At 39.4% G+C, this 24,682-nt stretch carries 26 protein-coding genes; 6 read left to right on the top strand and 20 right to left on the bottom strand.

Annotated elements, in window-relative coordinates:
* Position 1: 1 nt before the first annotated feature.
* The 10 genes from BMZ22_RS01350 to BMZ22_RS01305 all read right to left on the bottom strand — a co-directional run bounded on the left by BMZ22_RS01350 (position 2) and on the right by BMZ22_RS01305 (position 9,929).
* Positions 2–196 (bottom strand): tautomerase family protein, encoded by a 195-nt coding sequence (locus tag BMZ22_RS01350; RefSeq protein ID WP_090080264.1) that lies wholly within the window; start codon positions 194–196, stop codon positions 2–4.
* Between the two features lie 21 nt (positions 197–217).
* The gene (locus tag BMZ22_RS01345) at positions 218–1,009 is read right to left on the bottom strand and encodes a 2-keto-4-pentenoate hydratase (RefSeq protein WP_090080262.1); all 792 of its coding nucleotides are present in this window, start codon (positions 1,007–1,009) and stop codon (positions 218–220) included.
* On the bottom strand, positions 1,006–1,794 hold the full coding sequence (locus tag BMZ22_RS01340; protein ID WP_090080260.1) for a 2-keto-4-pentenoate hydratase: 789 nt from the start codon (positions 1,792–1,794) through the stop codon (positions 1,006–1,008). The genes BMZ22_RS01345 and BMZ22_RS01340 overlap by 4 nt, the downstream gene beginning before the upstream one ends.
* 70 nt (positions 1,795–1,864) lie before the next feature.
* Positions 1,865–2,884 carry a 4-hydroxy-2-oxovalerate aldolase gene (dmpG, locus tag BMZ22_RS01335; protein ID WP_090080258.1) on the bottom strand — a complete coding sequence of 340 codons (1,020 nt, stop codon included), beginning with the start codon at positions 2,882–2,884 and terminating at the stop codon, positions 1,865–1,867.
* Positions 2,881–3,795 carry an acetaldehyde dehydrogenase (acetylating) gene (locus tag BMZ22_RS01330; protein ID WP_090080257.1) on the bottom strand — a complete coding sequence of 305 codons (915 nt, stop codon included), beginning with the start codon at positions 3,793–3,795 and terminating at the stop codon, positions 2,881–2,883. The genes dmpG and BMZ22_RS01330 overlap by 4 nt, the downstream gene beginning before the upstream one ends.
* A gap of 45 nt (positions 3,796–3,840) precedes the next feature.
* Positions 3,841–4,821 (bottom strand): catechol 2,3-dioxygenase, encoded by a 981-nt coding sequence (locus BMZ22_RS01325; protein ID WP_090080254.1) that lies wholly within the window; start codon positions 4,819–4,821, stop codon positions 3,841–3,843.
* Between the two features lie 139 nt (positions 4,822–4,960).
* Positions 4,961–5,785, bottom strand: a complete 825-nt coding sequence (locus BMZ22_RS01320) for an FAD synthetase family protein (protein ID WP_090080252.1) — start codon at positions 5,783–5,785, stop codon at positions 4,961–4,963.
* A 30-nt stretch (positions 5,786–5,815) separates the two neighbouring features.
* Positions 5,816–6,298: a flavin reductase family protein gene (locus BMZ22_RS01315; RefSeq protein ID WP_090080250.1), complete on the bottom strand. Its 483-nt coding sequence runs from the start codon at positions 6,296–6,298 to the stop codon at positions 5,816–5,818.
* 28 nt (positions 6,299–6,326) lie between these two features.
* Complete coding sequence (locus tag BMZ22_RS01310; RefSeq protein ID WP_090080247.1) at positions 6,327–7,838, bottom strand: 4-hydroxyphenylacetate 3-hydroxylase family protein; 1,512 nt, start codon at positions 7,836–7,838, stop codon at positions 6,327–6,329.
* Between the two features lie 165 nt (positions 7,839–8,003).
* Positions 8,004–9,929 (bottom strand): helix-turn-helix domain-containing protein, encoded by a 1,926-nt coding sequence (locus tag BMZ22_RS01305; RefSeq protein WP_245745114.1) that lies wholly within the window; start codon positions 9,927–9,929, stop codon positions 8,004–8,006.
* Positions 9,930–10,104: 175 nt separating this feature from the next.
* Between BMZ22_RS01305 and BMZ22_RS01300 the strand changes: the two genes are divergently transcribed.
* The 3 genes from BMZ22_RS01300 to BMZ22_RS01290 all read left to right on the top strand — a co-directional run bounded on the left by BMZ22_RS01300 (position 10,105) and on the right by BMZ22_RS01290 (position 12,194).
* Positions 10,105–10,872: an IclR family transcriptional regulator gene (locus BMZ22_RS01300; protein WP_143069944.1), complete on the top strand. Its 768-nt coding sequence runs from the start codon at positions 10,105–10,107 to the stop codon at positions 10,870–10,872.
* 438 nt (positions 10,873–11,310) lie between these two features.
* Positions 11,311–11,796: a helix-turn-helix domain-containing protein gene (locus tag BMZ22_RS01295; protein WP_090080239.1), complete on the top strand. Its 486-nt coding sequence runs from the start codon at positions 11,311–11,313 to the stop codon at positions 11,794–11,796.
* Entirely contained in the window at positions 11,793–12,194 is a 402-nt protein-coding gene (locus tag BMZ22_RS01290) for a hypothetical protein (protein WP_090080236.1), read from the top strand. The genes BMZ22_RS01295 and BMZ22_RS01290 overlap by 4 nt, the downstream gene beginning before the upstream one ends.
* Before the next feature lie 354 nt (positions 12,195–12,548).
* Here the strand turns inward: BMZ22_RS01290 and BMZ22_RS01285 are convergent, their stop codons facing one another.
* From BMZ22_RS01285 to BMZ22_RS01245, 9 genes are all read right to left on the bottom strand, one after another.
* Entirely contained in the window at positions 12,549–12,764 is a 216-nt protein-coding gene (locus BMZ22_RS01285) for a hypothetical protein (RefSeq protein ID WP_090080234.1), read from the bottom strand.
* Positions 12,765–12,826: 62 nt separating this feature from the next.
* Positions 12,827–13,117, bottom strand: a complete 291-nt coding sequence (locus BMZ22_RS01280; protein WP_090080612.1) for a helix-turn-helix domain-containing protein — start codon at positions 13,115–13,117, stop codon at positions 12,827–12,829.
* A gap of 116 nt (positions 13,118–13,233) precedes the next feature.
* Entirely contained in the window at positions 13,234–14,214 is a 981-nt protein-coding gene (locus BMZ22_RS01275) for a PDDEXK family nuclease (protein WP_090080232.1), read from the bottom strand.
* Positions 14,215–14,433: 219 nt separating this feature from the next.
* The gene (locus BMZ22_RS01270) at positions 14,434–16,050 is read right to left on the bottom strand and encodes a DUF262 domain-containing protein (protein WP_090080230.1); all 1,617 of its coding nucleotides are present in this window, start codon (positions 16,048–16,050) and stop codon (positions 14,434–14,436) included.
* A gap of 181 nt (positions 16,051–16,231) precedes the next feature.
* On the bottom strand, positions 16,232–17,236 hold the full coding sequence (locus tag BMZ22_RS01265) for a DnaD domain-containing protein (protein WP_090080228.1): 1,005 nt from the start codon (positions 17,234–17,236) through the stop codon (positions 16,232–16,234).
* A 44-nt stretch (positions 17,237–17,280) separates the two neighbouring features.
* Complete coding sequence (locus BMZ22_RS01260) at positions 17,281–17,844, bottom strand: sigma-70 family RNA polymerase sigma factor (protein ID WP_090080226.1); 564 nt, start codon at positions 17,842–17,844, stop codon at positions 17,281–17,283.
* Between the two features lie 122 nt (positions 17,845–17,966).
* Positions 17,967–18,209, bottom strand: coding sequence for a helix-turn-helix domain-containing protein (locus BMZ22_RS01255; RefSeq protein ID WP_177183320.1), 243 nt, complete (start codon positions 18,207–18,209; stop codon positions 17,967–17,969).
* 324 nt (positions 18,210–18,533) lie between these two features.
* A complete protein-coding gene (locus BMZ22_RS01250; RefSeq protein ID WP_090080221.1) occupies positions 18,534–18,824 on the bottom strand; it encodes a DUF7222 domain-containing protein in 291 nt (96 codons plus the stop codon).
* 23 nt (positions 18,825–18,847) lie between these two features.
* Positions 18,848–19,726: an LAGLIDADG family homing endonuclease gene (locus tag BMZ22_RS01245; RefSeq protein WP_090080219.1), complete on the bottom strand. Its 879-nt coding sequence runs from the start codon at positions 19,724–19,726 to the stop codon at positions 18,848–18,850.
* Positions 19,727–20,153: 427 nt separating this feature from the next.
* On the opposite strand from BMZ22_RS01245, the gene BMZ22_RS01240 reads away from it, so the two are divergent.
* On the top strand, positions 20,154–22,088 hold the full coding sequence (locus BMZ22_RS01240) for a DUF2075 domain-containing protein (protein WP_090080217.1): 1,935 nt from the start codon (positions 20,154–20,156) through the stop codon (positions 22,086–22,088).
* A gap of 376 nt (positions 22,089–22,464) precedes the next feature.
* On the opposite strand, the gene BMZ22_RS01235 is transcribed toward BMZ22_RS01240, so the two are convergent.
* Positions 22,465–23,397 (bottom strand): HNH endonuclease, encoded by a 933-nt coding sequence (locus tag BMZ22_RS01235; protein WP_090080215.1) that lies wholly within the window; start codon positions 23,395–23,397, stop codon positions 22,465–22,467.
* 214 nt (positions 23,398–23,611) lie between these two features.
* Here BMZ22_RS01235 and BMZ22_RS01230 point away from each other — a divergent pair, with 214 nt between their 5' ends.
* Entirely contained in the window at positions 23,612–24,175 is a 564-nt protein-coding gene (locus tag BMZ22_RS01230; RefSeq protein ID WP_090080214.1) for a PadR family transcriptional regulator, read from the top strand.
* Positions 24,168–24,650, top strand: a complete 483-nt coding sequence (locus BMZ22_RS01225) for a DUF4188 domain-containing protein (protein ID WP_090080212.1) — start codon at positions 24,168–24,170, stop codon at positions 24,648–24,650. The genes BMZ22_RS01230 and BMZ22_RS01225 overlap by 8 nt, the downstream gene beginning before the upstream one ends.
* Positions 24,651–24,682: the final 32 nt, after the last annotated feature.

The raw sequence follows: 24,682 nt of genomic DNA, 5'->3' as shown, positions 1-24,682 counted from the left end.
GTTACTTGTCCCTCCTTTTTTTCACGGATTCGCCAGCGATACCCCAATGTTCAGGCGGAAGCTCATTAATCATTACCCGAACATTTTGTTCAGGGGCATCGAGAACTTCTGAAGCCAAGTCTGTAACTTCACGAATAAAGCGCTCTTTTGTTTCCGGTTCTCTTCCTTCCATTATATTAAGTTGAATAAACGGCATATCGTCACCTCTGTAATCTATTTATTCCGTAAATATTGCGTTAACTGCACCAATTCCATCAAAACTAGCTGCAAATTGGTCGCCTGGTGAAATTTCGAGAGCAGCTGACAGGGAACCGCTCAAAATGACTTCGCCAGGTTTTAACGTCTTGTTAACTGGATAGAGCTTGTTTGCTAACCAGGCAACCGCTCTGGCCGGGTGTCCCATTACGGCTGCTCCAGCACCAGTCGCTGCAACTTCGCCATTCTGCCTGTAGACAAATCCCATCAGTTTTAAATTCACATTCTTTGGGTTAAAAAAGCGTTCCCCGATAATAAATCGGGAAGATGAGGAATTATCACTTATTGCGTCAGCCAACGTAAACTGAAATCCGTGAAATCTGCTATCAATAATTTCGATAGCTGGTGCCACATATTCTGTTGCATGAAGTACATCAGCTACACTGATATGCGGCCCTTTTAATTCTTTATTTAAAACAAACGCGATTTCAGGTTCCGCTTTTGCATGAATAAAAGGAGCTATGGAGACAGGCTCACTTTCATTCAATTGCATACTTTCCAATAAAACGCCATAAGAGGGCTCATGGACCCCCATCATGTGCTGTTTCGCCTTACTCGTTAATCCTAATTTCCAGCCGACTCGCTTAGTCTTCTCTTCGGTTTCTTTCATTTCTACCAGTTTATCCTGAACTTGATAGGCTAATGTCTCATCTAATTCAGGATATTTGTCCACAAACTTATTGGTTGCGGTACCGCTTTTTTCGGCGTTAAGCAAGTCACTCGCTATAGCCTCCACTACATCTGTTTTTATCATGCCCTCACCTCTTGTACAAACGTCACACCGACTGTGCCAATATGGTCAAATTCGACTGTGAAACTGTCCTGATCCGCTATTGTCACTGCACTTGTTAATGCGCCGGACAAAACGATTTCCCCTGCTTTTAGATCAACGTTATATTGACTTAATGAATTTGCCAGCCAAGCTACCGAACGTAAAGGATTGCCTAAAACCGCAGCTCCGGCACCGGAATCCAGCATTTCACCATTTTTGTAAGCGACCATGCCAATATGCGTTAAATCAATACCGTTTAATGGCGTTGGGGTGCCACCAATCACAGCAGCCGCTGAAGATCCATTATCTGCTACCGTATCTTCAAAATTAATTTGCCAGTCTTTAATTCGACTATCAATGACCTCAATAGCAGGAGCAATATAATCTGTCGCATCAATAACATCCATTACAGTGATATTTGGTCCTCTCAGGTCTTTCTTTAACTTAAAAGCAATCTCAAACTCTGCTTTGGGCTGAATAAAATCGTTTAATGAAATGTCATCGCCTTCTGCATACATCATGCAGTCTAATAAATGCCCATAATCCGGCTGCTCAACGCCAAACATATTTTGGATAGCTTTACTCGTTGCGCCAATTTTCTTTCCGACGTTGATTGCTCCCTCATCCACTTTATAACGGACAATTTCCAATTGCGTGTGGTAGGCTTCATCGACAGTAATACCTGGATATGTGTCCGTTAATGGTGGTATAACTTGTTTTGTCTTTTCGGCTTCCAACAAACTTCTTGCCGCTTCTTTTACATTCATATATGCTCTCTCCCGCAAACCAAGAATATTTTGTATCAGTGTCCCCGGTAATTAACACGGATGCAACCTATTATATATGTGCCATATCCTTTTTCTTATCAGCAAGTTCAAGGGCTACATCAATTATCCAATCCTCTTGACCGGCTATAGCTTGACGTCTTCCGAGTTCTTCCATGATTTCAGTGGGGTTTAAATCGAATTTTTCCGCCGCATGCCTTACATGCAACAGGAAACTATTGTATACACCCGCATAACCGCTGGACAAATTATCACGATCAATCACAATCGGTGATGGGATGATTGGTGCGACAACGTCTTCTGCTAAATCCATTAAATGGGACAGACTAATTCCTGTATTAATTCCCATTTTATTTAATGTTGCTACGATTACTTCTGTCGGCGCATTTCCGGCACCCGCTCCTAAAGCTCTTACAGTTCCATCTACTTGATCTGCACCGGATTCGATTGCCGCTACTGTATTACCAATCGCTAGCCCCAGGTTATTATGCGCATGGAATCCGACATCAATGGATAACACATCTTTTAGTGCAGAAACCCTCTCTCTCACGCCCTGTGGCACAAGTGCCCCTGCTGAATCAACTATATACACACAGTCTGCTCCATAAGATTCCATCAATTTCGCTTGTTCAGCAAGTACCTCTTTTGGTTGTGTATGAGCCATCATTAAAAATCCAACAGCTTCGATTTCTAATTCTTTTGCCAAGCGGATATATTGTTCTGTAACATCAGCTTCCGTGCAATGAACTGCAACCCTAACCGCCTGTATCCCAATGTCCACTGCTTTTTTCAACTCTTCACTCGTACCAATTCCAGGAACGAACAACGATGCAATTTTTGCTTGTTTAGCAGTTTCAACAGCAGTTTTTATGAGATCATATTCAGGTGTCTTTGAAAACCCTTGCTGAATTGTTGATCCGTTTAATCCAGCACCATGACTTACTTCAATTACGGGAACTGAAGCTTCGTCCAAACCGCGTACAATCTCTCTTGTTTGTTCAACAGTGTAACTGTAACTAATTGCGTGTGAACCGTCTCTTAACGTCGTATCCGTAAGTCTTGGAATTTTCACTGCCGAACCCCCTTTTTCTGCAAAAAATGATTGGCATACAGATCACCGACTTTTCTTGCAGAAGCTGTCATAATATCCAAGTTGCCCGCATATTGAGGGAAAAAGTCTCCTTCTCCCTCCACCTCATTCATAATGACAACAACAGGTAAACGCCCCCATGGTGTATCCCGATAATCAATAATCGGTTCCGATTTCAATCGATAACCTGGCACATAGTCAGCAACATCGTAAATTATGTCATTAATTGACTTTTTAATTGCATCAACGTCAAAATCTTTCTCCTTAATTACCGTATATACCGTATTTGCCATCGTAATCGGCGGTTCTGCGGGATTAAACACCGGAATTGCTCTAGCAGTTTTGGCACCGCCGACTTTTTCCAACGAGTTTGCAGTCGTTCGCGTAAACTCATCCACATTTTGTCTCGTTCCAGGTCCAATCGCACGACTTGCCACTGTTGCAATCATCTCAGCATAGTGAACAGGAACCACTCTTGAAACGGCATAAACTAAAGGGGTCGTTGCTTGGCCTGCACAAGAAACCATATTTACATTTTCTGCTTCAATATGCTCATTTAAATTAACAGGTGGCACCAGATATGGGCCGATTGCCGCCGGTGTTAAATCAATTGCCATTTTTCCTGCTTCGCTTAATTGTTCCGCCGTGTGCATATGAGCTTTTGCACTCGTTGCATCAAACACAATTTTAATATCCGGGTCAGCTAAAATATCCTTGATTCCCTCATGACTCGTTTCAACTTTTGCTTCTCTCGCTCTTTGCAGTCCTTCCGATTCCGGATCAATACCAGCGACTAGTGAAAGCTCAATATTTCCGTCTTTTTTTAGAATTTTATACATTAAATCTGTTCCAATATTTCCCGATCCCAATATTGCGGCTTTAATTTTTGACATAACGTCCCACCTTTCCTATCTTTCTTGACTTCTAAATCGCTTTCATTATTTCTTAGAGATTTCCGGGACGGTTAAAGGGGTGCCTTCATTCCACCATGAGTCAGGAAAAGCAGTGCCTATCCACGTATCTCCATAACCTGGCACATCTTCCATATCCCATATAACTGGTTTCCATTCAGGGTCCAGGATAAGATAACCAGCATCCCCAAACAATTCAATACGGTTTCCGCCAGGCTCATAAACATACATGCAGAAGGCTTGGCTAATACCATGCTTGTTTGGTGGAACTTCGATAAAAATATCATTTTCTTTTAATAGATCAGCAACTTCATAAAGGTTTTGCGGAACGCCATACCAAAAACAGAGATGGTGTAATTTTCCTGGAACTTGATTCGGCTCCGGCATAATTGCAATTTCATGCATAAGATTCGATACACTTAGCCAGCTTCCAATCAAATTGCCCTCGGCCTCAATGCCTTCTCTCAAGCGAAATCCAAGATTGTCTATCATAAATTGTGCATCATTTTGCGGGTTGGCACTCATTAAATTGATATGATCCAGTCTGCGGACCGGAACGCCTTGCTCAGGACGCTTCGAAGGCCGGTTCAGTAATTTTGATTTGTAATCATTATCGCATTGATAATAATCGACATCCCAAAAAAGCTCCATTAATTGACCATCAGGCAACGTAAATTGATATGCTTCGCCATGTCCGATATCGCCATCAATCCACCCTCGCCCCAATCCCGTTCCTTTTAATACCTCAACCCTCCGCTGCAGGGCCTGTGGGGACATCGCACGCCAGCCTGCATGTCCTAAGCCTGCTTCATTAGCTTCGGTTACTTTTAAAGAATTGTGATACGCTTCTTCATAGGCTCTTAAATATACCGATTGTCCGGAACGCGCAGTCACTTCCATCCCCAGAAATCTTGTAAAAAATTCTACTGTCTCCTCTGGCTTAGGTGAAAAAATCTCCACATGCGCTAACTGTGCTACATCAAGTATCGGTTCTTTATAATCCGTCATTGTAAATCCTCCCCCAATAAATCATCGTTTTTTAAAATGCTTTTTTTACTTCATATTTTTTTTCACTCTATTGCAGCGATTCTATTACGTTGCCAAGTCTTGAAATCCTAAACTTGTTAACGCTATTTCGAATGTACTTTTAGTAGGAATAAGACATAGCTGTCTCATCAGGAACCCGATGATGCCATATTATTGAGACGTTTCCTTCCCACATATAGTTCAATTTATGCCGATCCAATAGTTTAATTGTATGATGGTTTTCAGGTATAACGACTTTAACAAGCTCTTGTTCAATTCCATTATCAATAGTTACCGAATAACAACCAGATGCCGGTACTGTATAGTAGGCCAAGGGATCAAGTAAATCACCATTCAGCTTACATGCCAATTCATAAGAACGTCCCAAAACATGCGGCAGCGTTTTCATGTCGCCGGTTGAAAGCAGCTGGCGGATCCATGTGGAACTGATTTTTTGGCCTTGATACGAAACTTTATCGACTTTTGTCACACCCAATTTGCCGCCGGAGTCGTCTTCCATCCGTCCCACATGGCCGGCCCCAAACTTGCCGTAAGAGAAATCATAGCCGGCAACAGCGTGTTCGACACCAAAGTCAACCAAGTAATTCGACACATACGCTTCCGGCGAAAGCGATGCAAACGATTTGTCAAACTCAACAATATAAAAGGTATCAACACCCAGCTGTTCCAAGACCTTCCCTTTTTCGGTCAGCGGCATGATATAATCAAACGTCTCATTGCCTTTCGACAAAACGGTTTTCGGGTGCGGGAAGAAGCTCATCACCGTCACCGCGACACCGCGTTCTTTCGCCTTGTTAACGGCAGTCCGGATCACCTTTTGGTGACCCTTGTGAATGCCGTCAAAAAAGCCGAGCGCCATTACATTTGAAGTTGATTTCTTTTTCCAATAGTCAAGATTTGCGGCGTTCAGATATATGGTTTCCATAATGATAACTGCTCCTTTGTCATGCTTTAATCATGAAGCTGAGTTGGCTTTTTCATTCTCCAGTGAATGATAACGTCCGCAGTTAAAGATTAATGGTTGCCCGTCTTCCAATTGAATATCGGTCACCTTACCGACAAACAACGTATGATCACCTTCCACGTATTCACTTGAAACGTCGCAAGAAATCTGTGCCAGTGAATTCGGCAAGACCGGTTTCCCGTCAAGGTATTCAAATTCAACCGGTTCGTCGTTATCGATTTGTCCGGCAAACGTCATCGACATTTTTTGCTGCTCTTCAGACAAAACACTGATTGCAAACGTTTGACTTTCCTTGATTCTATCCAGCATCTGGGCATCTTCTTTCACCGAAATAATCACCAGCTTCGGATCCATTGACACGGACATAAATGCATTCGCGGTCATCCCGTGTACCTCACCATTAACTTCAGTTGCAATCACATTAACCCCTGTCGCAAATTTCCCCATCGCATTACGAAATTGACGATTATCCATGATAAATTCCTCCTTATAATTTTTGAATTTATTGTTTAACCAAGTTAATTTCAGATGGATTTACCCAAGTATCATTAGTCCAACCGTGTAAGTCATAGTCACTCATTGCTGATTCTGCAAAGCCTTTATAAGCATCCGCCGCTCCTGAAAATTCTGCATGTTTTAATGTTTCAATTCGAATATTTTCCGTATTACCAGCATAGTTCACTTCATAAAGCTCGTGACGTCCGCCAAATTCAGTACCAATGGCATCCCAAATCATTTTCAACAGCTTCACACGTTCTTCGGCGGAAATACCGGTGCCACGATAATACTTATCAATATGCGGCCGTAAATCTTCATTCAGAAAATCTTTAGAACTCGATGGCAGCTGTATCAAACCACCAGCCACTACCTGCTCAAAGATATTTTTCACTCTTACCCACGTATCTGGTGCCAGTACACGATAGGCATGGGACGCAAAGCTATTTGGTACAGCCAAACCGTTCATTCCCTTATCAGGTTCACTCGCCATAGCTGTTGTTAGACTCCACATCATATTACGTAAAGCCAATACTTCCCCGACATTAACCTGGACACCTCTAAACTGCTTTGTACCAGCGCCTTCTGTAGCTTTAAGCAGCAACCCGGCCATGAAATCGAGTTTTACTGCCAATCTTGTTCCCCCGTGGAAAGAAAATCTATTGACAAAATTCGTACCTGGGACAAAATTATTTGATACCTCCACGTTTTTATAAGCTAAAACATCTTCCCACGGGATAAAGACATTATCCAATACAATCACTGCATCATTTTCATCAAAACGACTTGAAAGTGGATAATCAAATGGCGTACCGGTAGTTGCAGCTTTTAATTCATATGATGGCCGGCTGATAATCTTCATGCCCGGCGCATTCATAGGTACCATGAAAATAAGTGCGTGACTTTGATCGCCGTCTCCTAAATCTTTTGGTCCGTAGTTCGCAACAAAGTTATAATGAGTTAATGGTGCCGATGTTCCCACCATTTTGGCACCGCTTACAATTATGCCATCATCTCTTTCGCCGACTGCACGCACAAATACGTCCTTATTTTCATGAAGTGGTTTCGAACGATCTACTTGGGGATTAATAACTGTATGGTTTACAAAAGAAACATCCTTTGATACTTTTCGGTACCATTCTTTTGCATTATCTTCAAAACCCTCAAAGAAATCGGCATAACCTTGTAAGTGACCAATGAAAGAAGCCTTATAATCAGGTGTCCGCCCCATAAATCCATAGTTTAACTTAGACCATTCCGCAATAGCATCTCTTGTTTTAAATAAATCGTCTGGGCTTTTAGGCGTTTTAAAAAATCGATGTGTCTTATCGCCATATTCATTTTCAGTGACTAATTTTTTACTTAACTCCGGATCATGAAGACTATCATACATCCGTGCATACGAACGTGCTGAGTTACGAAATGCCGGGTGCTCGGTGACATCTTCTACTTTTTCTCCATATAAATAAACCTCTCGACCATCGTTTAAACTCTCTAAAAATTCTTTTCCTGTTAACATCATTCATCCTCCAATGCATGTTTGATTAATTTCATTCTATTTTAAAGCGTTTTCATAAACAACGACACAAAGTGTCTGAATATAATTAAAAAACAAACATAACATGCTAGTTTGAATCATCAATTTAATAAACGTGATTTCCATAGATGAATGAATGAGCTAACTTTATAAATCATCAAAGCCTAATTTCCCAATTGACAACAACGCTTGTATCGCAAGCAATAATTTGTAACTTACTTCAGTATTCCGCAAGTCTTGACCGAGCAGTTCTTCAATTTTCGTTAACCGATATCTTATTCCGCTTAAGGAAAGCGCTAAATCATTGGCCGTCAATTCAAGGTTCCCTCCGTTAAGAAGATAAACATATAAAGTTTTTAGCATTTCCACTTTTTTATCCTCATCACAATTTTTAAAAATTGGCTGAAGTGTCTGTGTTGCAATCTTTTCAACTTCTTGCTGGTTTTTTGTATTAATCAAGGTGCCGAGTATTCCTAACGAATCGAAAGAAACTAGGATTTTACCTTTGCTTGTCATTCTGAGAGAAGTGATTGCTTCCATATAAGCATCTGAAGCATTATTAATTTCAGTAGATTTCATGCTTATACCAGCTCGAAACTGAGCAGATGGATATTTCTCATTAAGGAAATTTAATAATTTTGAACAAATTGATTCAACATTTGTGTTGTTATTTTCCAAAATTAATAAAATCATGTAATTGGATTGCTGGCCTGCCAACGCTTTAATTCTTTCTTTCTTGAAAAAACCTGAAGTTTGCGTAATCACATCCTCCAAAAATGTCAGTTCTTTTTTGTAATCATCATGAGCTGACCCAATACTGACTGCTGTGATATAGTATGGCTGAAAAAGGTCCACCCCGATTAAGTTGCTGCGTCTTAATATTTCTTCCTTCGAATAATCACCGTTTAAAATCTGCTCCAGAAAGCGTCCTTTCGCTCTTGTCTCCGCTTCTTCTTCTGTTTTTTTATTCAGTAAATACAGAGCACATATGGAAGAAATTCTCTCAATCGTTACTTGGAGATTGGAAGAACTTTCATTTTCAGGGTCAACATAGAAAAAGGAACAATACCCTATTATTTTATCTTGCAAAAATATGGGGGTCACCAGCCGAGTATAGTCAGTAAAACTAATCGACTGTGTTTGATAAATGGGACGATTACCAATTACTGAATGAACATATGCTTTAAATGTATTATTCAGTTCCGTTAAATTACTGGCAGATATCCCACCTGATGCTATCGGATAAAGTTCAGCATCTTCAATTAAAATTGTTGTTCCAGTCAAATTATAAACAATGTCCATAAGCGATTGAAGGTCTTTTCCCTTCAATATTTCTTCCGTTAGTTTGTTATATATAACAGACACATTTTTAAGCCGATTGCGTTCCTCTAATAACTTCTCATAAGTTATTTCCAACTCATCCATTATCGATGTTTGGCTGTAATATTTAAGTTCTTCTGCCATATTATCATCCCAATAGTCCATGGTTCTGCCAACCCATCTGCACTCCTTGTCACCTTTCCCTATACATGTTATTTCTTTAAATAAAACAGTCTGGTTGCAAATCTCTGACAGGTAGCCATTCCCATAGCCAACATTCATATAGCACACAGGCTCGTTTGATTTACCTAAATGCTTAATATGCTCTTCTGCCTCAAATGAACCCTTCCAAATTCCTTCAATATAAGTTGAAATTTTATCGTGTTTTTCTTCGACAATCATTTTTTGAAGCACAGAGGTAACATGACCTTGTGCTTGATGATATATCGGCCCTTTATTCATAATCGTTTCGATCGATTCATGGTTAAACTTCTTCAATACTTTTCTGGCATCTTTTCGACCGAGATCCGAGCCGTAACGCACAAAGAACCCATTTGCCCGCTTTTGACCAATATTGCGATATAAATCTCTTTTTAAAAAACCAAGTGACGAAGTTGGAATGATAACTGATCTATTATCTCCGTAATAAACAAACCCGTCCTCATTATATATAACTTTTTCCTGAAGTTGATTTTTGTTCGATTCCAATACACTCAACTCCCTCAAAATAATAGAAAAATAATAGTTTCTCACCCTATGACATAAACGGCTTGCTGATATCAAGTCGTTCAACTTTTGTACATTCAGTCACCGCCCACTCTGCTTGATTATTCCATTTGTTAAGAATATAACAAAAAGTGTTTTTACAAAAGAGTATTGTCCCTCTATAATAGACAGTATAAAAACCATTTGAAGGAAGTTGAAAGAAGTGCAAAATCCAAATCTACTTTCCTCCGTTAAAAATTCTCTAAAAGTCTTGCGGTCCTTTAGAATGGAAGAGCCGCAAAAAGGTGTCCGAGAACTAGCTGCTGAATTAAACATTAGCAAAAGCAGTGTCCAAAGAATTTTAATCACCCTTGCTTCTGAAGGCTTTATTAAAAAAAATGAAGAAACACGTAAATATGAATTAGGTGTCTCTTCATTGGAATTAAGTTCTATTATACTAGCAAATATGGAACTCCATACCGAATCGCTTCCGGCAATTGAAAACCTTGCAAAAAGAAGTCAGTTAACGTCACACCTTGCTATTCTTGAAAATCTGGAAGTAGTCTATATATGCAAAGTTGAAGGGCAGCATTCCATTAACTTGCCTTCCTACACAGGTCACCACAATTACTCTCATTGCACAAGTTCAGGAAAGCTTCTGCTGGCCCACAGCGATCCCTCTTTTCAAGAAATTCTTATTGAAAGAGGACTCACTCAATTTACTTCTTCCACTATTACAGACCCATCACTTTTTCGAGCGGAATTGGATCGAATCTATAAGCAAGGATATTCAATAAGCCACGAAGAGTTTCGACAAGGTGTGAATTCAATTTCAGCTCCGGTAAAAGACCACACCGGACGGGTTGTAGCAGCTGTTAATATTGTTGGATCAAAAAACCAGCTTTCCAGTCATAAAATTGAAGTTTTGAAAAAAGAATTGATGCTTACAGGTGCCAGTATTTCCAATAACCTGGGCTACCGAGAGAGGTAATTATAAAGGAAAGTTAATGGTAAAGCGCACGCCGTATGGGTTGATGTCCAAATTGTAACGAGCCGTGATCCATTTTCCTCCGAGCTGATGGGCGACACGCTTGTCAATGCTTTAGAAAATAAGTAAAAAACAAAACACGTACCCGTTTGGGGTGCGTGTTTTGTTTATGAATCAAATAACTCTGAAATAACAACGTCCTCCAGCCCAGTGCACTGCCATTTCCCATAAAACTGTTCAACAATTATATTCATCGACGTGTATGCCGCCTTTTCAACATGAACCTCTTTATAAGATTGATTATTTGCACAGCTGTCAGAGCATACCTTAACTGTATGTATTATGTATATTTTTCTTTATAATAAGTATAAAAAGTTTAATAAGTTTAATAAGTTTAATAAGTTTAATGGTGTGCTATAATAAAGGTGGAGGTGAGGGTAAATGGTTAACAAAACAAAGGTGGCGCATGATATTATTCTTAAACTTGCTGAGGAAACTGAAAAAAATGTTGATTTGGCAGATCCTTATATTCAAAAGCTCCTATTTGAACTTAATTCGGTAGCGCTAGTCAGTTCATCCGGAAACCATAACGTCCCAGAATATTATTCAGTAAAAGATGTTGCGGAACTGTTTGATGTTAATAAGCAGACAGTCTATAAATGGATTGCAGAAGAGAAAATCGATTATAAAGTCGATGAGAGTCCCGGTAAAATACAGCGAAAGGGCTACCAAATTCCAAAGGGACAATTTCAAACAGAGAGAGAAATGAATATTGTGGATCCTACGTTCAGTAAAAGACGAGAAAAAGCTATGAAAGATATCCCAAATACCGATTCGAGTCAAAGTGATGTTTCACTTCCTGAGCACAGTCATAACAGCAGTATTAGTTATGATGATATTAAACATGACCTCAGGAAAAACAAATGAGTATAGGCAGTGAATTTTGGCATAAGGAAGTAATCGATTTCGATTTGCCATCTATTGCTGAACAGACAGCTGCTTTTAATACCTTATATGAGTTATTTATTTTTGCAATTTATAAAGCTAAACAAAATCCAAACCGTCCAGGCTGGGAACTCAGGTATGATTTAACAGGGTGGCACGAATACAAGTTTTTCTCAAAAGAATTACCAGCTATACAGGAGAAACCAGATATGAGGTTTGTATATTACTATAACAGCTTTAATAAGAATTTCTATTTGTTAGCTGTCGGACTCAGAAACTCAGAAGAAACAAGAGTTTCAGCTAAAGAACACAGCATATATTATATTGCAGCCAATCGTCTGAAAAGAACTAATCAAGATTGCTGGCAAATGATTAAATAATTGATTATTGATTTGGTATGAAATAAATTAAAACAACATAAATAGAAAGGCAAAGATCCCGGGGGGGGGGGGGGGACAGGTACCTTGGCCGTTTTTAATCTGCAGCGTTCCCGAGTAATTGGTGAAAAAGTTCCTCTAGTCGAGACAACTTATCTTCTGGTAATTTATCCACTAATCGATGTAACTCTTTACGATTAATCATAATCTTTCGCCATCCTTTTGTTTATAATATCATGCAGAAGGGGAGGAAAGTTCAACTTTAATCAATTCAACATGCAGCACGCGATTTAACGCCCTGCGAACCCAACAGCCTAAAGGGAAATAAAATGACACCACCAGGGCGACACGGGATAGTCATGTTTCAAACCACCTTCTTTGTTCCGGATCTTCAGGGTCAAGATGAATTACGCTGTCTTGACGAGGAAATAACTTATCACTTTCAAATAGAGCGTCTAAGTCATCTTCTCTGAAATACCGGTTAGCGATTATTTCATATGGATCTTTCACTTTTGTGCGACGAGCTCTTTTCAAATCTACATTTTTCGAATGTTTAAAAAGTGAATCAGCCATATTTTTATCCCCCTTACCACACATACAGAACACCACTTTACAAGATGTTCGCAAGTTATGGATTATGTTTTTGCATTTTGATGTTCTTCATATTTTGCATCAATTATTAGAGGCGTATCTAAAGCACGAGAAAGGGAAAGAAGTGTTTGATAATTGGGCTGCGTTAGCCCGGACTCTAACCGGATAATAGTAGGCTTGGCAACATTGATGGCTTTTGCCAGTTCTTGTTGGGTCATTTGTTTTTTACGACGATGACTCACAATTTGCGCTGCTAAATAGTCTCGCTGCTCGATTTCTTTCACACGATCTTTACCAATAATATCCGCCAACTTCTCATTAAAATCATCATTCACTGTAAAAGACAACAAAATCACTCTCCTTTTTGGACAGTGGTTATGGATTCACACTTAATTTGACAAACTCACAACTTATATTTAATGATGACCCTCAATAACATAACTACCTTTCACTACCCATTTTCTTCTTTCAAACTCTCCATATACTCTTCCCGAATACGCGAAAGTGTTTTGTTGCTTTCTTTATGAACCGCAAACACATACGTCTGAATACTGGACCATCCAAATAACTCCTTCAGCCATTTCTGCATAGATGTTTCTTCACCATTTACTGAGACGTTGCCATTTTCCAGCAATTCGGCTTCATCTTCACGGCCCTTTGCTACGATAATGTCGCCTGCCTTGACAGCGCCCCATTCAAGCATCTCATCTATTTTTGGAAGTGAACGGCGTGTGATGCCTTTTTTAGGTTTGACATTATTCAATCGGTCCTCCAAGAAGTTAACGTAGTGATCCTGATAACTACTCAAAGGTAAAACTTTCTCGATATTTAAATATATCTCGTCACCTATTTTATGTGGAATTAATTTAAAACAACTGATATCCACATTATTACTATTCAACCAAGCTACAGCTGATTTAGTTTGTTCATCAAAATCAGAGGCAACCAATATAATTCTTTGATTCTCATTGAACATCCCATTAGCATTGTGTTTCTCCAGAAATTCTTGCAATTTCCTTGTGGCGATCTCTGAGTTGGTCAAAGGGGCATTTTCAAATTCATCCCGAAACTTCTCAATATAAGGTGTGTAAATTTTATTTACTAAATCATCCGGATCTTCAATCGTGGCGTAGCTGGCCGCGTAACGGATTGCCTGGAATTCAAATGATTCTTTACGCCCAATAATATCCCGTCGGTCCCTTTTGATTTCAACAAGAACGATATTTCCTCTATTATCCACTGCTGTCAAATCACTGATACCGCGTTCCGCATTACGCACTTGGCTGCCTACGATTAACATAGACTCTTCTTCATCACATATCATATCAATATTTTTTCTTAATAATTCTTCAATATCGTTTTCTTTCATGTTTAATTCAGCAAACGTTGCAGGTGCATGGTTCGTGACTTTATTATCGGATATTTTATACATTTAACTACTACCCCTCCTGCGAAAATAATCTGTTCTCGAAAGCAAATCAGTATAAATATCGTTTCTGGGTTTGTCCAAGTTAATGGTTCTAACGTCCTTCGTGATGCGATCATTCCATTTAAACCTGTTCGCATTTCATTTAGGGTCACGTCCCTGATGCATGAGGTAAGTAAACATCTGATTACCGCTTTAAAAAATCCCTTATTAGCCACAGATTGACTAGCTTCTATTCTTTAAGGTTGTCGCAATTATCCTTTTCTTACATTCTTCTTTAAATATCTCAGCTCTTTTTTCAAAAAATAATTCATAGTTATCATCCCAAACCCCAAACTCTTTTAAATCCTTTATGAGATGTGTTTCCATAGTATTGAGCAATTCTGCGTTTTCGTTATTAAATTCCTCCATATATTTTGAAGGGGCTTTAGCTCGAATTCTATTTTTGTTCAAGAAACCGTCCACTATAGTAATATTCAAAATATGGTTAATATAAAATTCTTCTTTGCCTTTCTTTTTTAAATACGCTTTAGGAAAAAAATGATGATAATTTTTGCTATTGGCCTGCTTTAACCAGTCATTGCTGATTCTCACAATCGAATTATCGCTAAATGATTTAGGCTCTTGATAAGCCATAATGCAAAGAAGAGCTTTGATGAAACTTCTATTCGCATTAAATCCGCCATTTTCGATAAGTGCTTCCTTACTAATATCTAAATGGTGGTCATACTTAGGCTGAGAACCTTTCAGTATTCTGTCCACCCTTTTAATATCCTGAGCGAGCTTTCCTTCTAATGAGTTAGAATATCTTTCTGACAAAGATATACGCCAAAAAAAGTCATCCAAATAAGTTTTTCTTTCATTTGTAGGTTTGTGTGGGTGCTTATAAAAGAAATAAGCAAAAGGAACAACCAATGCGTTGTATGGTAATATTTTTGATACCGGTATCCTATAACTGTTTCTAAAATATTCTATTGCGCTTTTTATTGAATTTATGGCATCATCCCAAATTTTAATGAAGTCTTGCTTATCAATTCTTAATATGTCTTTTCTAGTACATTCACCCTTCAATAGCACGGAGATGGTTTGAAGGACATTACTTGCTGAGATTGTTTCATATCCCACTTGTTCTAACTCCAGCATAAAACTTTCGAATTTCTCTGACAAGTCAAATTCTAGTTCAGCATCATACGTTTTAGCGACCATAATTTCAAAGACGGTCAAACTTTTCCCACCTACATTTAGTCTGGTAAATACTTCGGTGGCTACATCAATGGAAGCTCCTCGTAGCAATATTGTAGAAAAACGGTATGTAGATAGTCTATCTTTATAATTTTCCAATACGTTATGGAGGTCTGTGGGATAAGCTGCTAATACAGAGATGCCCCCATGAAGCAAGTTTTGGAGAGATATATATTCGGTCGGTTCAAGTTCACTTATATCTGTAATTACAATTGATTCTTCTGAACTAGCTGTTAAATCTATATAAATTCCTGAAAAGTCTTCTGATTTCTTTTCCCTTTTTACAACCAATCCTTTTAAACTTGCATATAAACTTGTCATTCTTTGTTGGCCATCCAAGACATACTGACACATTGAACCTAGCGGTGTAGGCGGAAGGTCTGCTCCCCCTATATTTCTGATAGAACGAAGGTTTTCATCAGATTCCCACAATATAAAAGTACCAATTGGAAAACCTTTAATTATGCTGTCAATGAGTTGAGCAGACTGCTCTAGCGACCACACAAAATCTCTTTGAAATTGTGGTATTTTAATAATTCCTTTATCAATATCACTAATTAAGGTGGAAAATGTAATCGACTGTGGTTCTGGCTGATACATGTTTTTACCCCCGATAATTATAGTTCCTTATAGTCTCAGCTAAAATTTTTGATTCTCCATTCTACATAAATATTACTATGTAGGGGGATTATTTTAAAGTATCTACCAGTCAATAAAAAGATTTTTGTATTCTCTATTAGTATTTCGCACCAAACAACTTGGTGCACTAAAAAAATTCACCTCACCCAACCCGCCCTACCTCTCCCGTAAATTCAGCCAGCAACCGATCAAACGCCTCCTGATCTCTAGCTTGCCCCGTGGAATTTCGCTCAGAGGCATCTTCACGATTAGTCCGCTTTGCCTTCCGCTCATTAAACCAATCAGGCACCACTTCTCCCCTGCCGCCAGCCTGCTTGCCCTTCGATCGATTACGAAATGCATTATCATTTGCCGCTGCCTGCTCGACAGTCGTAACTCCCGCCGTCTTCCACGCCTTTAGAATGCCTTTTGCGTAGCGCCAGGTTGGTTTGCCCTGCTCCACTGCCCGTTTTAACGCATCCAAAACGAGCGGATCACTCATATCACTAATCCAGTTGCTGATGTCACCGGCAATGTACGCACTGGTCACACCGATATTTTCCTGGTAAAAGCGAATAGCGTCAGAGGTTGTTGTTGTTGGTTTATGTTTTGTTTTATTTTGTTTTATGTATTGTTTAGTTAATGGGGCCGAACTGTGGGCCGTATTGCGGTCTGTATTGTGGTCCGGGGTCTCGGCCGTCTCGTGGACCACCTTTTCCACCGCTGCCGAATCGACTGACTGGTGCCCGTCAAGGGCATCGACAGATTCATCGGCAGTCGTTTCAGTAGCGTCATTCATGTGAGGGTTTTCGATTGGAGGCGTTTCGCGGTGTTCTTCCATAGCTGGCTGCGTATTCTGTCCCGCCTGCATCAACCCGCCGCTTGGCTGGACCTGTGAAAGCATGCGGTAGGTGGCGGCTTGGTTGCCCCTGCCCGGCGTGACGTCAATATAGCCTTTGTCCTGCAGTTCTTCGCGGGCGCGTTTGAAGGATGTGCCTTTGATGCCTGATTTCAATTCGATGGCGGAAGCAGGGACGGTAAACGTCGCCTGCCACCCGCACAGATTGTTTAAATGCATCAGCGTGTTCCAGAGTGCCACAGCCGAGCCGGAAAGCGGATTGAAAATGATTTTGTTATAAAAAGCGTTCAGTTCTTTTAAATAATTCATTGCGTGATTCGCTCCTTGTCCTTGTAGAGGTATTTTATTTTCAATTAAAGGGAGTTGTCCAAATTAATAGCTTTGCGGAATTCGGGGTCTTTAAACTTTTTCCGGACTTGCTTGCCCCAGCTTTTCACGGCTTCGACGCTTACATTCTCTGCTTCGGCAATCTCTTTATAAGGCATGTCCAGAATGATGCGGTGTTGCACCCATTTCCATTGTTTATCCGTCAGTTGGGATTTTAGATTGTTCCAAAGGTTGGGATCGTGCATTGGGAGGTGTTGCGCATCGACCAGGGGATTGGTCGCGTCACTTTTACGGTGGTAGTTGCCGTCAGTGAGTTGGGTTTTGCGTTGGTGAATGATTTTCTCAAGCGCCTCATGCTTTCGGGTGTCTTTGCGGATAGCGTCAATCATGCGGTTGCGGATCATGTAGTTGAAGTAGGTTGCCATGGGGCCTTTGTCCGGCTGGTAGGATTCGTAGGCTCGCCACATCGCGACTAAGCCTTCCTGAAAAAATTCCTCATGCGGATCGTGGATGTTAAGCTTATGGATCTGATAATGTATCCGCCGCTTGTTTTGCTCAAAAATTTCCTCAAACGATATTCGATTGTCCATGTGATTGCTCCTTTGTGTGGATGATAAAGATAAAATAGGTTGGAGAGGTGTTTATGGCCTTGTGATGCAAGCTTAGGGGAGTGATCTTCAAGAAAGGTAAGAGCCCGTTGCGATATAGAGGATTAATTATCCTGGCTTTGAACTACCTTTTTCATCTCATCAATGAAATAACCGGGGATATTCAGAATGGCAGCCATTCGATATAAATTCGTGACGGTCGTGTCGCTTTCACCTCTTTCAATTCGACCGAGGTGATTATTGCTGATGCCCAATTCTTCCGCTAATTCGTGTATCTTGAAGTCATTTTGTTCTCTGAAGTAACGCACTTGCTGGCCAAAATGCTTTCGAAGTTTTTCGTTGTCCACGCCAATCCCCCTTCTCAAGGAATATTATCCTTGCAAAAGGGGGAAAGGTACACAACATATATGTGGTATTTTGAAATTTTTTCGGTTTTTTATCAAATTATATTATATTTAAAGAACTAAAGGCAAATCTGGCTCAAGAAGCTTTCTCAACATGTTTTGAGAATTTCAAGGAATAACAGGTTTCCTTAATTAAATTTAAAAGTACCATCTGCCAAAGCAGACAATTTATACATTTTAAAGGCAATTAGAAAATTCCAACATTCCAAATAAGGTAAGAATGTATTAAAATGTAAAAATAGTCTGGTGCTAAACTACAACTTTACCTCAATTACCATACAACTTCCTACAACTCTCTTCAAAACTAAACCACGCTAACCAATTCTTCAAATCATTATTGCCAATTTTTAATGGCTCACCAATGCTACTTTCTACTTCTATCCGTAAATCCTCAATGTCTTCATAATACTTATCAAACCATTCATGCGTATCTTCATAGTAAACCAATTCAGGGACAATTCCGCTGACGCAACCATGTTCTAAAACATCTTTCACAAAGCTTTCTTTATCCTCTTGCTTTTCTACAATCTCTTTAACAGCTTTTTCTAATTCTGTCATATAAACACCTCTTACCTTTTAAGCTAATCAGCTGACTCTACCATTGGAGCCCTGTAGCCTGTACTTTTTTCATACTCTTTAGAGACCCATTTATATGCTCCTTCCCAACCTTTAAAGCATAATACCGGGCAATCAGCTTCCCAGAGAAATATTGCTCTGAAACCTTTAGTTCCCGTACTCCCACGTATACCTTTGATTGTCAGACCCAATTCTCTTGCCATCGCTAACGTCGCATTGCGGTAATGTTTGAATACCCTCCGTTTAGCATTAAAAGGTGTATTGGCATGAAAACGATCAAAACCTTTAATTTTTTCTTTTAAATATGTTGATATTTCTTCTCCCTTTATCAGTTGAATAATCTTAGTTACAGCATCCCTACTTTGTGTACTGAGCCGGTATGAGTTACTGTAAACACCATATGCCTCACGTTCTCTCCTTTGCAAAACTTCTCCAACCTTGATACCAAGATTCGTTTCAAAAAGTTTTTTTATGTATGTCAAATCCTCATAATTACCACTAATTGAGATCCTCCAAAATTCACTTCCGCGTGAATGCGATTTGAAAAATGTTCCTTTTGACTCCATGTAACCCCTTAAAAAATCCGAATCAAACTTAATTCGTGCCTCTACTGCTGAAGAAGCATAGCCGCATTCCTTCAGTTCCTGCAAAAATCGTGGGTCAGTAATTTGAATAACCTCTAAAATTTCATAGTTTTCTTTTTTCGAATCAACATCGTTATTTCTTGTATAATGATTATGTATAATACCGTAGTTTGATAAATTGGATACTAATTTATCAGCAATTTCCTTATGTGTAGTGGAAAAAAAGACAGTTTCACGATTGTTAATAATTTGTATGTAACCGTCACCGTACAGTATACCCAGTAGATAGTTATTTAACATCCTTGGGACTCCTTTAAAATTACTAAATTTATTCTACAATAAATTTGTAACACTCGTCTATTTTCCACCTTTTGAAAAAATAATGTGAAATAAGAGGGGGTCAATGATTTTGTGTAAACAATCCTATTCTCGTAGAAAGAAGGTCAACTGTTTCCTCTCCCCCTTTCTATAAGCCAATTTTAACATAATATAATCGACCAAGTGTAAGAGAAGAACTGAACAACAGCGTTTTTATTAGTTCTGTATATGCGTATTTGCCATTGAGCGATTGTTTTTGTTTCTATGATTGTACACTTTAAGCCGAAAACTCCTTTTCCACAATCCCAAGCGGATTTTCTCAGGCAGCGACTTTCGCCTTCAATTTTATAATAAACATGGTAAAATATAACTATATCCAGTCTACCATTTGTAAATAAGGAGACAGTTTATGATTATTTATGAAGCAAGCAAAACTGAATTTATATCTGATATTACGAATGAACTGTTAGTCGAACGATTATATCATTCGTATCAGGAAAAAATCGGTAGAACTTCCAAAAGAGAAATAGCTTCCTGGGAAAATTCATTACAGCGTATGTCGAATGTTATGCAGGATCCAGATATACCGATAGAATCTACAGTTGCTATTGAGTTTAAAATCCCTAATACTTCAAAACGGGTTGACTTTCTCGTAGCTGGGAATGATGGCGAACAAGATCATGTTGTTATAGTGGAATTAAAACAGTGGTCAGAGGTTGAAAAAGTGGAAAGTAAAGATGCTTTAGTCAGTACTTTTTTGGGGGGAGGAATCCGCTCTGTTACCCATCCATCTTATCAAGCCTGGTCCTATGCTGCTTTAATAAAGGATTTTAATGAGAATGTACAGGAGCAGCAAATCGAATTAAATCCATGCGCATACTTACACAATTACCGAAAAACAGAAAATGACCCACTCACTGATGGTCATTACACAGAACACTTGAACAAAGCCCCGGTGTTCGCAAAAGGAGAAATCCAAAAGCTCCGTAATTTTATAAAAAAATACGTCCGCAAAGGTGATAAGAATCATCTTATTTATCAAATTGAACATGGCAGAATCCGTCCGTCAAAATCACTGCAGGACTCGCTGAGCAGCATGCTTAAGGGTAACGAAGAATTTATCATGATTGATGAACAAAAAGTGTTTTACGAAGATGCCTACCAATTAGCGATTGACAGTCTGAAAAATACCCAGAAACAGGTTATGGTAATCGACGGAGGTCCAGGTACAGGTAAGTCTGTTATGGCTGTCAATTTACTGGTTAATCTAATCAATGATGGGTTAATGACCCTCTATGTTTCCAAAAATGCAGCTCCACGGGAAGTCTATGCTTCCAAACTGAAAGGGACGATCAAAAAAACAGAGATTGATAATTTATTTAAAGGGTCTGGCAGCTTTACCAAATCAGAGTTGAACGAATTTGATGTTATCGTTGTCGATGAAGCACATCGATTAAATGAAAAATCCGGTTTCTTTGGGAACATGGGGGAAAATCAAATTAAGGAACTCATTAAAGCATCTAAATTTACACTCTTTTTCATTGATGAACATCAACGCGTTACGTTAAAGGATATTGGAAGCATTGATTTAATCAAACAGTATGCAAATGAATTTGATGCTGATCTGATTACTGGAAAACTCACTTCCCAATTCCGCTGTGATGGATCGGATGCCTATATAGCCTGGCTTGAAGATGTTCTTCAAATTCGCAAAACAGCTAATACACACGACTACGGAGTGGACTATGACTTTCGAGTGTTCGATGATCCACATGCGATGTTAAGTGAAATCGAAAAACTTAATCAATCCAATAACAAATCACGTATGTTAGCCGGATATTGCTGGGAATGGCCGACAAAAGAACGGAAGAATACAGATTATAAAGATATCACAATACCAGAACATAATTTCGAAATCAGTTGGAATCTATCAGACAGCATTTGGGCAATTGATCAAAACTCTGTGAGTGAGGCAGGGTGTATCCATACAGCTCAAGGGTTGGAGTTTGATTATGTCGGTGTCATTATAGGACCGGATTTATTTTTTCAAAACGGTGAAGTGCAAACCGATTACACAAAACGCGCCCGAAGTGATCAGTCACTGAAAGGTATTAAGAAAATGGCAAAAGAAAACCCTGAAAAAGCCCAATCTATTGCAGATGATATTATTCGCAATACCTATCGTACACTTATGACACGTGGTCAAAAGGGTTGTTTCGTATTTTGTACAGATCCGGAATTGAATAAATACTTTCAATCACGACTGAACAAGACTTATGAATACAATGATTTTTCACCTGGCAAAATAGACATGGTGGCAGAGGATAAAGGGTTTTATCAGTAATTTTCACAAAAATACTGAGTGCATTATAGCGCTCAGTATTTTTTCATTATCAAATTTTTCTCAGTATGTACCACAACCTCCAAAACTTTTTAAGTTCTCTTTGGCCCGGTCCTGAACTCCCATCACAGCGACTCATAAAGAAGAGGCACAGCAGTCGGCTGTGATTTCATAGCAAAGAACCTGCAGAGGCTCTTTATTATTTCCGATTACCAGACTCTCCTTAGCGATCATTCAGTAGGCTGTCATAAATTCTCTCTCTATATTTCTTCGTATGTTTCCTTGTAATTGTCTTTAAAGCAAGATTCCATACTCCAATGCAAATCCTAGAAATCTAATTGTTTCATATTTTTATTCGTCCTTACAATTTATGTATACACTAAGCCAAAAACATATTCTCATTATGCCATAATAGAAATTCAGGAGATGGTCGTTCCTTTTTGAAATCAGGCATTTCGGCTAGTTTTTTTCCATGTAAAGCATAATATTCTCTGCCATTTCCATAATCAGCTTTTATCCGTTTGCTGACTTCAACTTGGTGTTCCTCGTTTATCGTAATATAACCTCGGTCGAATAGTGTATGTATGTCCCTTCTCAACAACAATCCATTATTTGTTAGATGCGGGCCGTTTTGTGAATAAGGTTTAATGTGAGCAGCATCAAGCACTGGCAACGTTTTTTCACCTGTTATTGCACACTTTCTGTGATAAGCATCCGTTACCATTACCCTGAACGCACCTTGACCAATTCTGGGTTTAACCGTTTGGAGTGAGCCATACCTATTCATTGGTTGGTCTTCTCCAACGTAATTAGATTGTCTAAGTTTTTGAAAATGTAACCGTTCCTGCACCTGATTATAGAGTTCTTGGCCAATTTCAGTATCTGTATTATAAGTTTTTCCTTGTACTATGTTAGGTTTCCAATCTTTTGGTACAGGAATCCAATCTTGTCGATCAAAAAAGAAAGGTTCAGTTAATATAATACACCCAATCACAGGGTCTGGTTCAGATTGATAATTGCTTTTCCTGTATTTATAGATAGCATTTCGAAAATGAATGACATCATTTGTACCATTTTTATAGCCAAAGGCTTCCCATGCTAAAGAAAGCGGGAGAAATGTATGACGAACAAAAAATCCTCCCCCAACAATATAATTATTAGGGCTATGAAGTTTAAATAAAAACAGATCATTCTCTCTTAACGCTTTGAATGGTTGTTTTCCACCAGGTCGCCAGAAATTCAATTCGTCTGGCTGATTTGATTTCAAAAACTCAAACCACTTGTCATCTGTAACACCCACATAAAACTTCATCATTCTCCCCCCACAATTAACGATGTCAGTTAAAAGCAATTCATTAAAACTTTTTCTACAAGTCTATATTAACAAATATGTACTTCACTAATAAACATCTTCAAAAACAGGCTCCTCCATCAAAAATACAAAAATGTCAAAATACTATTGTCATTCGCAAATATTTTCTGTATACTATATCAAAAAGATATATATCATATTGATAGGTGATTTCATGAAAAAAGACAATCATACGAAATATGCCATTCTCGGGCTGCTCACGACGGATTGCCGCTCGGGTTATGCCATCAAGCAGATGTGTGACAGGAGTCTGAATCATTTTTGGAAGATCAGCTATGGCCAGATTTATCCGATGCTGAAGCAACTTGTGACGGATGAACTGGCGACGGTCCGGGACACAACGCAGGATGACGGGCCGGATAAAAAGGAATATTTTATCACAGCTAAAGGCGAGGCGGCATTACAGGAATGGTTGCAAACCCCGATTGACAAGATACCTGCTGAAAGGAACGCTGTGCTGCTGAAGCTTTTTTTCAGCCGCCACCAAGATGCTGATGCGACCATCAGACAGCTTGAAGATTACCAGCAAAAGCTTGAAGAGCGGTACAGCACGTATGAAGTGATTGAGGAGATGATTGCCTCACATATGCATAACAAACAGGATGCACCATATTGGCTTTTCACCCTGGATTATGGCAAACGACTGACAAAAGCCGCGATTGATTGGTGCACTGACACAATTGATCAAATTAATCCTGGGAGGGATAATGATGGATAACCACATTTTTGAAGGGCGGTATACAACGGAAAATAACCGGGATGTTGTCGTATTTCTGATTGGTATGCGCATCAACAAGCGGCTTGCGATCCGGAAATGGCTGCCGGTGTTTACCGCAATGCCGGGCATGATTCGGGAGTTGTATGAAAATCAGGAGGCGCTTGGTTTTCTGTCGATGGAAAACTATTTCGGACTGCGCACGACGGTGATGATCACGTACTGGCGGTCCAAGGAGGATCTGCTTGCCTATTCCAGAGGGCAGAGGCATCTGACAGCATGGAAGAATTTCAACCGAAAAATCGGCGACACGGATACAGTCGGAATTTATCACGAAACGTATGTCGTGCCACAAGGGCATTATGAAGCGATTTATGGAAACATGCCCGTTTATGGGCTGGCTAAGGCCTCCGGACATATGCCGGTGACTGCTGAGGTAAGGACTGCTGAGAAACGGTTACGGACGGGTGTGAAGTAACTGTGCGTTAACCGTTTATGTACATCTTTATT

Source organism: Lentibacillus persicus (genome assembly GCF_900112705.1).
Taxonomy (GTDB): domain Bacteria; phylum Bacillota; class Bacilli; order Bacillales; family Amphibacillaceae; genus Lentibacillus; species Lentibacillus persicus.
This window is presented reverse-complemented; position numbering and strand designations above follow the sequence as displayed.